Raw genomic sequence first — 14,101 nt, forward strand, 5'->3', positions numbered from 1 at the left:
GCCTGGCCGACAGCGTCGAAGGTGTCGCATTRCTGGCGGAGGCCGCCCGGCGCGCGCCGCCGCCATCGGGCAATCCGCTGCGCATCCTCGTCGAGATCGGTTTCATGGGCGGCCGAACGGGTGCGCGCAGCCGGGCCGAGGCGATGGCGATCGCCCGTGCCATCAGTGGGGCGGCTGGGCTGCAACTTGCCGGGTTCGAGTGTTTCGAAGGGTTACATAGTGTCACCGCAGGTGCCGACCGCCTCCTCGACGACATGATCGACGTGGCGTTGGCCGCCGAAGCGGAGGGTTTGCTCGGCCCCGATCCCATGGTGCTGAGTGCCGGCGGAACCGCCCTTTTCGATCGCGTCGGAGAAAAGCTGAACGCGGCGTCCTTTGCGCGATCCATCGTGAAGGTCCTGCGCTCGGGTTGTTACCTGACGCACGATTCAACAGCCTATGCCAGTGCATTCCGGCGCATCGTCATGGAAACAAGCCTGACCCTGCCGGCGGGCGGACTCGAGCCGGCGCTTGAGGTCTGGGCCTATGTCCAATCGCGGCCCGAGCGAGGTCGTAGCCTGCTCACCGTCGGCAAGCGCGACATCAGCTACGACGCAGGCATGCCCGTTCCCCTGCGCTGGTTCCGGCAGGGCATGAGCAATCCCGAGCCGATGCCGGCAGGGCACACGGTTCTCGCACTCAACGACCAGCACTGCCATCTCGGTACGCCGGAGGACAGCCCGCTCCAGGTTGGAGACATGGTCGGCTTCGGCATCGGTCATCCCTGTACGACCTTCGACAAATGGGCTCTGCTGATGCTGGTCGACGACGATTACGGCGTGCGCGGGGCCGTCAGAACGTTCTTCTGAGAGGCCCTACTTGGAAACCGTGTTTCTTGTTGCGAAACCAGGAATCCTTGACGCGAATTCTGGCGACTCCTAGCCTCCGTCGGAGAGAGGGATGATCTGCGGGCGGGAATCGGCGAGGGCGACAGGCGTCTCGCTTCATGCGGCGGGTGCTGATGGGAGATCAGCGTCTTGTAGGCTTCAGGCCGAGATCATGCCCTGTGATCATATGTGGAAGGATCGTTCGTGAAGCCTCCGTCATTCCCGATGATCGCCCCCGAGCCGGAGATGGCAGAGGAGCTATCGCGCCGCAGCCTGCTGCGGCTTGTGCTCGCCAGCAGTGCCATGGCGCTTTCGCCCGCGATCATGGTTGGCGATGCTGCGGCCGAGACGCCGGTTTCCGGTGGAACACTGACGATCGGCGCCGATGCCGACCCGATCGGGCTGGATCCGGTCACGCTTACGGCGTTCTCCTCCTATGATTTCACCAGCCTGATCTATACGGGGCTGCTGCGCTGGTCCGCGCAGATGAAGATCGAGCCCGACCTCGCGCTGAGCTACGATCAACCCGATCCCAAGACCTATGTCTTCCGCCTGCGGCAGGGCGTGAAATTCCACAATGGCCAGGATTTCACGGCCAATGATGTGAAGCACACCTTCGATCGTATCCTGAGCCCGGCTTCCGGCAGCCGCCTGCGGGCGTTCTATTCCAGCGTCGATGCGGTTACGGTCATCGACCCCTACACTGTCAAATTCCAGCTGAACGCGACCGATGCGGCCTTCCTGAGCAATCTGGCGACCAGCCCCAATGGTGCGATCGTCCCGGCCGGGGTCGAGAACCTCAACACCCAGCCCGTCGGAACCGGCCCCTTCGTGTTCGAGGCCTATCAGCCGAATCTGCAATTCTCGCTGACCGCGCATGCGGGCTATTATGAGAAGGGGCAGCCGCATCTCTCCAGGGTGGTGTTCAAGTTCTACAAGGACCAGGCCACGCTGACCTCGGCGCTGCGGTCGCGCGCGATCGACATGACCTGGCTGAAGGACCCGAAAGTCGCGGCTGCGATTGCGCGCACCTCGCCCAACCTCGTGTCCGCTCCCGGTCAGACCTCGCGGACCTTCCCGATCTGGCTGAACATGAAGGCCAAGCCCCTGAACGATGTCAGGGTGCGCCGCGCGCTTAGCCTCGCGACCGATCGCAAGGCCTGCCTCGACACGATCCTGGGCGGTTCGGGCAAGATCGGCGCGATGATCCCGGAAAGCCAGGTCGGCGGCTATGATGGCACCGGGGAACTGCCCTACTACAAGCATGATCCGGCAGCGGCGAAGGTTCTGCTGGCCGAGGCCGGTTATCCCGAGGGCATCGATCTCGGCAATTACATCATCGTCGCRGCCAACCCGCTCGACGTCGCCTGTGCGCAGATCCTGCAGCAGCAATGGCAGGTGGCGGGAATCACGGTCAAACTGACGCCGATGGAGACGGCACCGCTCTTGACCATGTGGAACACCGGTACGTGGCCGACGCTGCTCTCGGTCGCCCTGTCCTGGACGCCGGACTCGGACGCCACCCTTCAATACATCAAGTCGGACAGCGCTACCGGCAAGGGCACCGGATCGAACGATGCCGCACTCGACAGAATGATCCTGGAAGCCCGCGCCGAACTCGACCTCGGCCTGCGTGCGGCCAAGAACATGGCGATCCAGCGCCATATCGCCGACCAAGCCTACATCATCCAAGTCTACCAGTACCCGCTCCGCTGGGAGATCTGGTGGAACTACGTCAAGGATTACGTTCCGATCGCTGCGAATATCCGCTCCTTCGTGCGCACGGCATGGCTGAAAAAATAACTCCCCCGTTCGCTCTCGGCACATTGGGCGCCGGCCGATGACGCGCTTTGTCCTCGGCCGCCTCGCCTGGATGCTGGTCATCCTGCTGGCGGTCTCCTTCATTGCCTTCGCGATGATGCGGGCTTTGCCGGGCGATTTTGCCATTGCCGCAGCGGGCTCACAGAGCGTCGCACCGGAGGTTCTGGCGGCGATCCGGCAGGAGCTCGGGCTCGATCGACCACTGCTGGCGCAATATGGGGTCTGGCTCGGGCATGCCCTCCTCGGTGATCTCGGCACGTCCTTCGTGACGCGCCAGCCGGTTCGGCCGGAATTGCTCAATCGGCTTGCGGTGACCTTCCAACTGACGCTGGTTGCCGCGATCATCTCGATGCTGATGGGGGTAGCGACCGGGCTGGCAGCGGCGCGGATGCGTGGCGCKATCGACTGGATCGTGCGGCTCTACAATGGCGTTATGCTGGCCGTGCCGAATTATGTGGTCGCGACGCTGATCGTGCTGCTCTTCGGCCTCTATTTCCCGCAGATCTCGATCTTCGGCTACACGCCGTTTCTCGAGGATCCGCTCGCCAATATCGGTAGCCTGCTGTTGCCGGCGCTCGCCCTGGCCCTGGCGGTCTCGGTCACGATTTCCGAGAACACCCGCGCTGCCGTCCTCGAGGTGGCCAACCAGGATTTCGTCATGGTCGCTCGCGCGAAAGGGCTGCCTCCGGGCAGGATCCTCCGCGACTACCTCGTCCGCAACGCCTTGACGCCGGTCATCACCGCAACCGGTCTCAAGATCGCAGCCCTGCTTGGCGGCAGCATCCTGGTCGAGACCATCTTCGCCATTCCCGGAATGGGCCAATATCTCTTCGATTCCATCAATAGCCGCGACTATCCGGTGATCCAGGCCATCGTCCTGACGGCGTCGGCGATCGTGGTCGTGGTGAATACGATGATCGACATCGCCTATGCACGGGTCGATGCGCGGGTGAAGCTGTGAGGGCCGTGTCGCAGGAGGGAGTTCAGGAGCGGGCTCTTGGCGCGTGCGCTCCCAAGGCGCTGCGGATCACGCAAGGCGGCCTGCTGCTGGGGATCGGGCTGGCAATGCTGGCCACGATGTTGATCGTCACGATCTTCGCGCCCTTCCTCGTGCCGTTCGATCCGTCCGCGACCTCGCCCGACTCTCTTGCCGGAGCCAGTGCGCGCCACTGGCTCGGTACGGACTCGATCGGTCGCGATGTCCTCAGCCGGCTGATCGTCGGTGGCCGCACGACCCTGCTGATCAYGATCACGGCCGTCTTTATCGCCCTCGTCGGAGGTCTCGTCCTCGGGTTGCTCTCCGGCTATCTGGGCGGCCTGGTCGATGACGTGATCATGCGCGTCCTGGATGTGGTTTTCGCCTTCCCGGTGCTCCTTCTCGCGATTGCGGTCGTTGCGGCGCTTGGACCGACCATTCCCAATCTGATCCTCACCATCGCCATCGTGTACACGCCGGCAATGGCCAGAGTGGTGCGCGCGCCCGTGCTCAGCGTGAAGCAATGGGACCATGTCGAAGCGGCGCGCAGCATCGGCATGAGCGAATTGCGGCTGGTTCTCCGCCATATCCTGCCGCTCGTCGTCTCGCCGATCCTTGTCGCGACCAGCCTGACCCTGTCTCAGACGATCTTCACGGTCACGGCCCTGTCCTTCCTCGGGCTCGGGCCGCCGCCGCCAGACCCGAACTGGGGTGGCATGCTGTCCGAAGCGCGGCAATTCATGGAGCTGGCACCGCTGACCGTGATCGGCCCCGCCGCCGCGATCGTGTTCGCGACGCTGACCTTTATCGTCCTGGCCAATGGCCTGCGCGACGTGCTCGATGTCGGGAGCGTGCGATGATCCGCACCGGCCCTCTCCTCAGCGTCCGCAACCTGACCGCCAGCGTCACGACGCGCCGGGAGGTCATCCAGGCCGTACGCGGCATCTCCTTCGATATCGCTGCCGATGAAGCGGTCGGTTTCGTCGGCGAATCCGGCTGCGGCAAGAGCGTCACGGCCAAGGCGCTGATGCGGCTCACCCCCGAAGGCACCTCTGTCGCGCTTGGCGGCGAGGTCAGCTTCCTGGGGCAGGACATCCTGGCGAAGAGCGAAGTCGATATGCGGGCTCTGCGTGGGCGGCGCATCGCCATGGTCTTCCAGGATCCGATGACGTCGCTCAATCCGGTGCTGAGCATTGCCGCGCAAATGACCGACATGCTGCGCCACCACACCGGGCTGTCCGGCAAGGCGGCACGCGAACGCTGCATCGAACTGCTCGATCAGGTCGGGATACCTGATGCGGCGCGGCGCCTGGACGATCATCCGCACCAGTTCTCAGGCGGGATGCGCCAGCGCGTCATGATCGCGATGGCCATCTCCTGCGAGCCGGACCTGCTGATCGCCGATGAGCCGACGACGGCGCTCGACGTCACCGTGCAAGCGCAGATCCTGCGCTTGCTCCTGCGGCTGAAGGAGGAGCGCGGCATGGCGTTGATGCTGATCACCCATGATTTCGGCGTCGTGGCCGGCATGGTCGACCGGGTCAATGTGATGTACCGCGGCGAGATCGTCGAAGCCGGAGCGATCGAGAGGGTCTTCGCCGCGCCGCAGCACGCCTATACGCGCGCCCTGCTCGATGCCGTGCCGCGTCTCCAGAGCACCGGGCCGACGCGATGACCGCTCATGATCCCGCCGCACTCGCCGAGGCGCTGCCGCGGCCACTGCTTCAGGTCCGCGATCTGTCGGTGCGCTTTCCCGGCAGGGGCGACGGCAAGGCGCTGAAGGCGGTCGATCGTGTCTCCTTCGATATCGGACCCGGCCAGACGCTCGGGCTCGTCGGCCAGTCCGGGTCGGGCAAGACCACGACCGGCCGGGCGATCCTGCAGCTGCAGAAGACATATTCGGGCTCGGTGAAACTGCTCGGCGAGGAATTGACCACGATGCTGGCCGCACGATTGCGGCAGATGCGGCGCCATATGCAGTTCGTGCTGCAGAATCCGTATTCGAGCTTGCACCCGCGCATGACGATCGGACAGATCCTGCGCGAGCCGCTCCAGGTGCATCGCTCGGTGCCTCCTGCCCGGCTGCAGGACCGTGTCGCTGAGCTTCTGGACCTGGTCAGCCTCGACCCGGGCATGATGCAGCGCTACCCGCACGAATTTTCCGGCGGGCAGCGCCAGCGCGTCGTCATCGCCCGGGCCCTGGCGGTCAGCCCGGATTTCATCGTCTGCGACGAGCCGGTCTCGGCGCTCGACGTCCGCACCCAGGCGCAGATCGTGGACCTGTTGCAGTCACTTCAGGCGAAGCTCGGCCTGTCCTATCTGTTCATCGCGCATGATCTCGCGATCGTTCGCGAAGTCGCCCATCACGTAGCGGTCATGTATCGCGGCCGGGTCGTCGAAATGGGCAGCGCGGCTCAAGTCTATGACAGCCCCGCCCACCCCTATACGCGCGTATTGCTGGATGCAGTGCCGGTGCCCGATCCCGTCCGCCAGCGCGAACGGCTCCAGCGGCCGCCGCCGGATCTGCGCTTTCTCGAAGGCGATGGCGGGGGCTGTGTCCACGGCGACGATCACGCGAGCAGCAACACTGCGGAGTGGCACGAAGTCGCGGCAGGTCACGGCGTCTCGTGCCGCTATTGGCCGCGCCGAGAAGCGCTGTCTCGTGAGCCAGGCGAGGTCGGGAATACAGGTTTGCCGGTCCTGTGAAGATCGGAGCGGTTTCTTCTTGCGAAACAGAGAATCCTTGACCCGAAATAGCGCCGTCAGTACGTTTTTCCCATGTTTTCGCGCATTGCGACAGGTTCAACCGGCGTGAGCGCTCAATAACGAGGTGTGCGACCCATTGAGATCGCCTTGCCGTTGCGGCTGGCGAACCGTCGTTTTCCGGGAGGAATTCTGTGCGCCTGGCCTTGATTCACATTGTGCAGGAAACGAACGACTTCAATCCTGTACCGACCACGCTCGCGGATTTCGAGGCATTCGGCCTGTATGAGGGGGCCGAGATCGCGCGTCAGTTTGGCGAGATCGGGCAGATCGGCGGTCACTATGCAGCGGTGGCTGAATCCGGCCTTGCGGTCGAGACGATCCCGATCATCAGGGCCTGGAGCGTCGCCGGCGGCCGGATCACGCGCGCGGCGTTCGACTTCTTCCAGGACAAGATCCGGACCGGGCTCGCGGCTGTCGGCCCGATCGACGGGCTCGTCCTGCAACTCCACGGCGCCGCTGCTGCCGAGGATATCGACGATGTCGAAGGCGAGCAGGCCGAGCTCTGCCGTTCGATCCTCGGATCCGAGGTCCCGATCCTGCTTGGCCTCGATCACCACGCCAACATCACGCGCAAGATCATGGCCAATTGCACGGCGATCGTCGGGCATCGTACGCAGCCGCATGACGTCTTCGATACCGGCAAAATCGGGACGGCTCTGTTGCTCAAGATTCTCGCGGAGAAGCGGCGGCCGGTGATGGCCTGGCGCAAGATTCCGCTGCTGTCGCATCAAGAGCAGTTCCTGACGTCGAAGGGGCCGATGAAGCGCTGGTTCGATCGGGCCCGCGAGCTGGAGGCCGATGAGCGCGTGCTGCAGGCATCGAACTATCCGATGCAGCCCTGGCTAGATGTCGCCGAGGGCGGCTGGTCGACGATCGTCGTCACGGATGGCGACCCGTCCCTGGCCGAGACTCTGGCGGATGAGCTCGCCGACCTCGCCTGGTCGATGCGCGATGATTTCCAGGTCCGCGAGGCGCTCTCGGTCGACGAGGCCGTGCGCAAGGCCGACGCTGCCGAGCGCGGCATGGTCGTGCTCAGCGACACCGGCGATACCGTCTTCGGTGGCTCCGCCGGCGACAGCAACCTGATCCTGGAATCGATCCTCAGGCTCGGCATCGGCAGCCGCGCGCTGATCCCGCTGATTTCGCCGCAGGCCGTCGCGACGCTGGTCGCGGCCGGCGAGGGTGCACGGGTGACGCTGCCGCTGGGCGGCGATGCGGCGCCGGCCTTCTTTACGCCGCTCGAGGTCACCGGCACGGTCCGGCGTATCGGGGGTGGGCCCGTGCCGCTGATCTACAACCACCAGAACGAGGTCGATATGGGCCGGGTCGTCGTTTTCGACGTCGGGCCCGTGACGCTCCTGATCAGCGAGTTGCGCGGTGTCGCTGGCAATGTGCCGGGCGTCTACGAAGCTTTCGGCGTCGATCTCGCGGACTACAAGATGGCTGTCCTCAAGACGGCGTCGAATTTCCAGTATTTCGCGCCGATCTCCTCGCAGGTCATTCGTGCCGACACGCGCGGGCCCGGGCAGTCGGACGTCTTCACCTTGCCCTGGGCGCGGATTCCGCGCCCCGTCTATCCACTTGAAACAATAAGCGACTGGCGGGCGCATTCGACCCAGCCTGGCGCGGGGACGAGCTGACACGAAGACCAACCAAAAAGGGGAGTGTGCCGGATGACCACCGTATCGCGACGTCAATTCTGCATGGGGGGCATCGCCCTGGCTGCAGCAGCTCCCCTGGCGATGTCACTCCCAGCCATCGCTCAGCAACTGAAGGGCGGCACCTTGCGTGTCGCCGTGCTGAGCGAACTCGCCAATTACGATCCGCAGCAGCTCTCGACCGTCAATTTCCACGTCATCAAGAACCTCTATGACAGCCTGATCGAATACACGCCCGAGGGAAAGCCGGAGCCGAGCCTGGCGACTGAGTGGACGATCGCGCCTGACAAGACCTCGGTCAGCGTGAAGCTGCGCGATGGCGTGACCTTCCATAGCGGCACTCCGTTCAAGGCCGATTCCGTATTGGCGACGCTGCAGAAGGGAGCCGATCCCAAGCGCGGCAAGAACGTCTTTTCCACGATGTCGATCGTCAAGGACTGGTCGGCGCCCGATGACCGGACCGTGGTGATCAACTTCAAGGCTCCGGTTCCGGAACGGCAGATCCTCGACCTGCTGCAGTTCCTGATCCCGATCGAGGCAAAGGGCATCGATACGGTCGAGACGGTTCCGGCCGGCACCGGCCCCTTCACCCTGGTGAGCCGCGCAGTCGGGCAGGGCTTGCGCCTCAAGGCCAATCCGAACTACTGGCGCGAGAAGCAGCCGATCGTGCAGGATCTCGTCTTCACTGTGTTCAGCGAGGATGCGGCGGCGAGCGCGGCGCTCGAGTCGGGCRCCGTCGACATCATCTATAACGGCTCCTCGCGGAGTGCCGTGCGCCTCAAGAGCGCTGGCTACCAGGTCTTTTCCGGACCCGGCAAGCTCGTGCAGGTCTTCCGCATCAACTCGACGCGTGGCCCATTCCGCAACAAATCCTACCGCCAGGCCTTCAACCACCTGATGGATCGCGCGGGCATCCTACGCGTCGGCTATGCCGGCATGGGCGAGGTCGTCGCGCAGCCCTGGGCGCCGGCAAGCCCGGCCTTCGACGCCAGCTTCACCAAGGCCTACGCCTACGATCTCGACAAGGCGAAGGCCTTGCTTGTGGCATCCGGCCTCTCGGCGGCCGAGATGAAAGACTGGAAGATGCTGGTCAATGGCAGCGACGAGGCCTCGGTCCAGATCAGCCAGATCGTACAGGCCTCGCTGGGCAAGGCCGGGATCCCGATCGAGCTCGATATCCGCCAGGGGGCCGAATTCGTCAGTGCGCTGCTGGGCGGCGATTTCGCCGCGGTCTTCGGTGCAGTCGGGAATGTCCAGAAGTTCCCGTCGCGCGTGACGACGAACTCGATCTATCGGACCTCCCAGAACCCAATCCTCAAGGACCCGCACCCGCATCCGGCCTATGTCGCGGCGATTGCCAAGGTCGATGGCGCCGCGGGGGGAGCGGCCGAGGTCAAGGCATCTTATGACAACCTGAACAAGGTGCTGGTGGACGAGGCCTTCGCGATACCGACCAATTCCTATGAGGTCGGCCTGATCGTCGCCTCCGACAAGGTTGGCGGGGTGACACTCGAGATCGACAACCTCCTCGTCGCGCGGACGATCGGGTTCAAGTAATGCGGAGCGGTGAGGCGGGACGCCGTCGCCGGGACGAGGTCGCGGCGTCACGCAGCCATCGGTTGCGCGGCGTCCCGCGATGAGCGCGACCTCAGGATCGACCCTGTACGTGCTGCGCCGGCTTTCTGCCCGCCGCAGCACGTCGTTGAGTTTCGCCTTCCTGTTGCTGGTGGCACTGGCGGCGGTGTTTGCCGATCTGCTCCCGCTCGACCCGCTGACGCAGAACCTGGCGGACTCGCTGATGCCGCCATCGGCTTCCGCCTGGTTTGGTACCGACGAGCTTGGGCGGGATATCCTGGCACGCGTGGTCTATGGCGCGCGAACGTCGCTCGTCACCGCCTTCGGTGCCGTCGTTATCGCGGCGCTGATCGGGGTGCCGGTCGGGCTCGTCGCCGGCTTTTTCGGTGATTGGCGCGATTCTGTGTTGATGCGCTGCATCGATGTCTTGCTGGCGCTGCCGAACATCCTGTTCGCCATGGCGCTGATCGCTGTACTCGGTCGCAGCCAGGCGGCGGCCCTGGTCGCTGTCGGCATTGCGGGGATACCGAATTTCGCGCGGATCGCGCGAGCGCAGGTCATGGCCTTGCGCCAGCTCGATTTCGTCACGGCGGTGCGCAGCTTCGGCGGCGGCTCGTCCTACATCATGTTCCGCACCATTCTGCCCAACGCGCTGAGCCCGCTCGTCGTGCAGGCGATCGTGCTCGCCTCGGTCGCGATCCTGCTGGAGGCTGCACTCGCCTTTCTCGGCGTCGGCGTGCCGCCGCCGACGCCGAGCTGGGGCGAAATGCTGCGAACGGGGAAATCCTATCTGCACGAGGCGCCGACCTACGCCGTGCTGCCCGGTCTCGTGCTGACGCTGACGATCCTCTCCTTCGATACGATTGGCCGTGCCCTGACCGCGCTGCTCGACAGGCATGATCCCGGTGTGCCGGAGCGCAGGGGGCGATGACGAGCTATCTGCTGCGCCGCCTGTTTCAGATGCTGCCGGTGCTCTTTCTCGCATCCTTCGCGATCTTCGCGATGATCTACGCGGTGCCGGGCGGCCCCGTGGCGGTGCTCGTTGGTGAGAACGCCTCTCCGGAGGAGATCGCGGCCACGATCGCGCGCTATGGCCTCGATCGACCGATGCTGGTCCAGTATCTCGACTGGCTCGGCCAGGCCGTGCGCGGCGATTTCGGTCTCTCGCTCCACAGCCGCCAGCCCGTCCTGGCGTTGATCGGAGAGAGGCTGCCAGCAACGCTGCAACTGGCGGTCGCCGCGATCCTGGTGGCGTTGGCCGTCGGCATACCCGTCGCAATTGCCAGCGCCGTGCGCCCCAATTCCTGGCTCGACCGCCTGCTGAGCGGGTGGAGCGCGCTGGCGCTGGGTGTGCCGACCTTCTGGCTCGGCATCCTGCTGATCCTGCTCTTCGCCGTCGAGCTCCGCTGGTTGCCGTCCGCCTCGCGCTACGTGCCGTTCTGGGAGGCGCCGGTGGATGCGTTACGCAGTCTCATGCTGCCGGCGCTGACACTGGGCATCTATGTCTCCGGCATCTTCGCGAGGTTCCTGCGCGCGTCGCTGATCGGCGAAGCGAAGCAGGATTATGTCCGCACGGCGCGGGCCAAGGGTTTGCCGGAAAGCCGCGTCGTCGGCCTGCACATCATGCGCAACGCGTTGCTGCCCTTCGTCACGATCGTCGGTTTGATGATGGCGAATTTCATCGGCGGTGCGGTGGTGACGGAAGCCGTCTTCACCTATCCGGGGCTCGGACGTCTGGTCAYCCAGGCGATCAGCACCCGCGATTACCCGTTGATCCAGGGCTGCATCATGGTGATCCTCGTCGGCTATATGCTGGTCAACCTGATCATCGACCTGCTCTATGCGTGGATCGATCCACGCATCGAATATCATTGACACCGCTCCGCAGCGCGAGGTCCCGCACGGGCCTGCATGTGCAGGGCTCGCGCTGGCCATGCCTGTCAGGCGGAAACGATGGGGTCCTGCGAGCCGAGATGGCTCGAGATATGCGCGGCGACCTCGCGCAGCCGCATTCCCGCCTTCGTGGCGAGTGGCCGCGGCATTCGCATCAACGGCGCCGAGATACTGAGGGCAGCCACCGGGTAATGATTGTCGTCGAAGATCGGCACGCCGACGCACATCGCCCCGTCTTCGTTCTCGCCGATTTCCGTCGCGTAACCGAGCTTTGCGACCTGTCGAAGCTGGCGCTCGATCTCTTCGCGCTCGAGCAGCGTGCGTCCGGTTCGCTCGGTCAAGGGCAGGTCGAGCTGGCGCAGCTTTTCCGCTTCGGGGAGGAAGGCCAGGATCGCCTTGCCCAGCGCGGTGGAATGCATCGGATGGCTGTCGCCGATCCGCGCCTGCATGCGCAGCGAGCGATTGGCCTCGATGAGGTCGATATAGACGATCGTGCCGTTGCCCTTCACCGCGAGATTCACGGTTTCATTGAACTCGTTCATCAGTTCGACCATCGCCGGGCGTGCGAGTTGACGGATCTTGCTGAAGCTCGCATCGGCACGCGCGATCGAGCGCAGCAGCGGCCCGAGATTGTATTTGTCGGTCTCGCGGTTGTGGCTGACGAAACCGGCTTCCGTCAGCGTTTGCAGGTAGCGGAAGGTCGTCGTCTTCGGAATCCGCAGCTCACGTCCGACGGTCGTGAGCGCGATCTCGTGACCATGGCGCGCGACGAATTCCAGCACCTTGAGCGCCTTCATCACGGGCTGCACGACGTAAGGGTTGCCCGATTTCTTCGGCATGGTCGCCCCGCATCCTCGCTGTCGCGAGACTTCGCATAGCGGGTCCCTCTGAATTCCGCAAGACGAAACCCCTGTTCCTTTACATGGGATGAGGGCTCTGGTCTGCTTAAAATACCGGCAGTGGAGAACAGGCACGTGCGAGCGAACGGAAGCGGACCAGCAGCAACACTGCGTTTTGAGGAATCGGCGCGGCAGATCGCTGCGAATGCGCGCTACATCGCTGGCGGCGTGAACAGCAACTTCAGACTAGGCATGGCGCCGGGCCCACTCGTCTTCGAGCGAGGCGAAGGGGCCTATCTCATCGATGTCGATGGCAACCGCATCATCGATTATTACTGCGGAATGGGGGCAACGGTGCTCGGCCACACCCCGGCCAGGGTCATCGAGGCGGTGCAGCGCCAGGCGGAGCGTGGCATCCTGTTTGCCGGCCAGGCACCGATCGAGCACGAGGCGGCGAAGCTGATCTGCGAGCGCGTTCCCAGTGCCGAGCGGCTTCGCTTCGGTTCCTCGGGCTCCGAGGTGGCGCAGGCCGCGATCCGCCTCGCCCGTGCGGCGACGGGGCGGCGCACCATCGTCAAGTTCGAAGGGCATTATCACGGCTGGTTCGACAACGTCCTGTGGTCAACGGCGCCGGGTCTCAATGCGGCTGGTCCGAGCGACGCGCCCACGCCCGTCGCCGGGAGCCGGGGGCAGGACCCAAGCGCGGGCGACGGTCTGTCGATCCTCGGCTGGAATGACCTCGCTGCTCTCGAGACTCGCCTTGCCCGCGGCGACGTCGCGGCGGTGATGATGGAGCCGGCCATGTGCAACCAGGGCGCCATCGCGCCGCTACCGGGCTATCTGGAAGGTGCGCTCGCGACCTGTCGCGCCCATGGCGCCCTGCTGATCTTCGACGAGGTGATCACCGGCTTCCGCCTCGGCCGCGGTGGTGCCCAGGAGCGCTTCGGCGTCACGCCGGACCTGACGATCCTGGCGAAGGCGATTGCCAACGGTTTTCCCGTCGCAGCGATCGCGGGACGGGGCGAGCTGATCGATATGTTCGCGGATGGTGTGCTCCATGGCGGCACCTTCAATGCGCAGCCGATCGCGATGGCGGCGATGGTCGCGACGCAGCAGGGGCTAACGCCGGAGCATTACGAGCGCAGCTCGGCTCACGGCCAGCGCCTTCAGGACGGTATCCGTGAGATCCTGGCTCAGGCGGGCATCAAGGCGCAGGTCGCGGGCTTTCCACTGATGTTCCACATTGCGTTCGGGCTGGACGCGCCGGCCCGCAACTACCGGGAGGTCGCGGCCTCCGACAAGGCGGCCTATAGCCGTTTCGCGCTCGCGCTGTTGAAACGCGGCGTTCGCGTGCTGGAGCGTGGTGCCTGGTTCGTCTCGTCGGAGCACGATGCGGCAATCGTCGAGGCCACATTGGAAGCAGTGCGCGGATCCGTGCGCGAGATCTGATCGGACGGATACCCCTGGGACACCCAGGTCGCCCTGGGCATTCCTTCCTTTGCAGTAATCACGAGCGGGCGGCCGGTTCGCACCGTCCGCTCGTTCTCGGGAGCAGCTGATTTGGTTCTCTTGGGACGGAATGGCCGGCCAAGCGAGCCTGAAGACCCTTTGCCGCCGCTGGCACTTCGTTTCCTGAGCCTGAGACGCAAGCCCGGTGCCGGCAGGTGAGCCATGGCTGCGGATTTCCTTGCTTCCGCAGTGTTGGAA

12 protein-coding genes are annotated in these 14,101 nt (G+C 64.8%); 11 read left to right on the forward strand and 1 reads right to left on the reverse strand.

Annotation, left to right across the window (positions count from 1 at the left end):
* The 10 genes from AC1DRP_RS01745 to AC1DRP_RS01790 form a co-directional block, all read left to right on the forward strand.
* On the forward strand, window positions 1–848 hold an 848-nt coding region (locus AC1DRP_RS01745), incomplete at its 5' end, for a type III PLP-dependent enzyme domain-containing protein (protein WP_476767643.1).
* 222 nt (window positions 849–1,070) lie between these two features.
* Window positions 1,071–2,669: an ABC transporter substrate-binding protein gene (locus AC1DRP_RS01750; RefSeq protein ID WP_441504225.1), complete on the forward strand. Its 1,599-nt coding sequence runs from the start codon at window positions 1,071–1,073 to the stop codon at window positions 2,667–2,669.
* A gap of 37 nt (window positions 2,670–2,706) precedes the next feature.
* Window positions 2,707–3,648: an ABC transporter permease gene (locus AC1DRP_RS01755; RefSeq protein WP_441504226.1), complete on the forward strand. Its 942-nt coding sequence runs from the start codon at window positions 2,707–2,709 to the stop codon at window positions 3,646–3,648.
* Between the two features lie 5 nt (window positions 3,649–3,653).
* Window positions 3,654–4,523, forward strand: a complete 870-nt coding sequence (locus AC1DRP_RS01760; RefSeq protein ID WP_476767644.1) for an ABC transporter permease — start codon at window positions 3,654–3,656, stop codon at window positions 4,521–4,523.
* Window positions 4,520–5,338, forward strand: coding sequence for an ABC transporter ATP-binding protein (locus tag AC1DRP_RS01765; RefSeq protein WP_441504228.1), 819 nt, complete (start codon window positions 4,520–4,522; stop codon window positions 5,336–5,338). Before AC1DRP_RS01760 ends, AC1DRP_RS01765 begins: the two co-directional genes overlap by 4 nt.
* Window positions 5,335–6,369 carry an ABC transporter ATP-binding protein gene (locus AC1DRP_RS01770; protein ID WP_441504229.1) on the forward strand — a complete coding sequence of 345 codons (1,035 nt, stop codon included), beginning with the start codon at window positions 5,335–5,337 and terminating at the stop codon, window positions 6,367–6,369. The genes AC1DRP_RS01765 and AC1DRP_RS01770 overlap by 4 nt, the downstream gene beginning before the upstream one ends.
* 191 nt (window positions 6,370–6,560) lie before the next feature.
* Window positions 6,561–8,069 carry a M81 family metallopeptidase gene (locus tag AC1DRP_RS01775; RefSeq protein WP_441504230.1) on the forward strand — a complete coding sequence of 503 codons (1,509 nt, stop codon included), beginning with the start codon at window positions 6,561–6,563 and terminating at the stop codon, window positions 8,067–8,069.
* Between the two features lie 33 nt (window positions 8,070–8,102).
* Window positions 8,103–9,644: an ABC transporter substrate-binding protein gene (locus AC1DRP_RS01780; protein WP_476767645.1), complete on the forward strand. Its 1,542-nt coding sequence runs from the start codon at window positions 8,103–8,105 to the stop codon at window positions 9,642–9,644.
* Between the two features lie 79 nt (window positions 9,645–9,723).
* Entirely contained in the window at window positions 9,724–10,593 is an 870-nt protein-coding gene (locus tag AC1DRP_RS01785) for an ABC transporter permease (protein WP_441504232.1), read from the forward strand.
* Window positions 10,590–11,537, forward strand: a complete 948-nt coding sequence (locus tag AC1DRP_RS01790) for an ABC transporter permease (RefSeq protein ID WP_476767646.1) — start codon at window positions 10,590–10,592, stop codon at window positions 11,535–11,537. The genes AC1DRP_RS01785 and AC1DRP_RS01790 overlap by 4 nt, the downstream gene beginning before the upstream one ends.
* A 65-nt stretch (window positions 11,538–11,602) precedes the next feature.
* On the opposite strand, the gene AC1DRP_RS01795 is transcribed toward AC1DRP_RS01790, so the two are convergent.
* Entirely contained in the window at window positions 11,603–12,394 is a 792-nt protein-coding gene (locus tag AC1DRP_RS01795) for an IclR family transcriptional regulator (RefSeq protein ID WP_476767647.1), read from the reverse strand.
* A gap of 135 nt (window positions 12,395–12,529) precedes the next feature.
* On the opposite strand from AC1DRP_RS01795, the gene AC1DRP_RS01800 reads away from it, so the two are divergent.
* Window positions 12,530–13,843, forward strand: coding sequence for an aspartate aminotransferase family protein (locus tag AC1DRP_RS01800; RefSeq protein ID WP_441504235.1), 1,314 nt, complete (start codon window positions 12,530–12,532; stop codon window positions 13,841–13,843).
* The last annotated feature ends 258 nt before the right edge of the window (window positions 13,844–14,101 follow it).

It is taken from the genome of Allobosea sp. 01N443, from assembly GCF_056399325.1.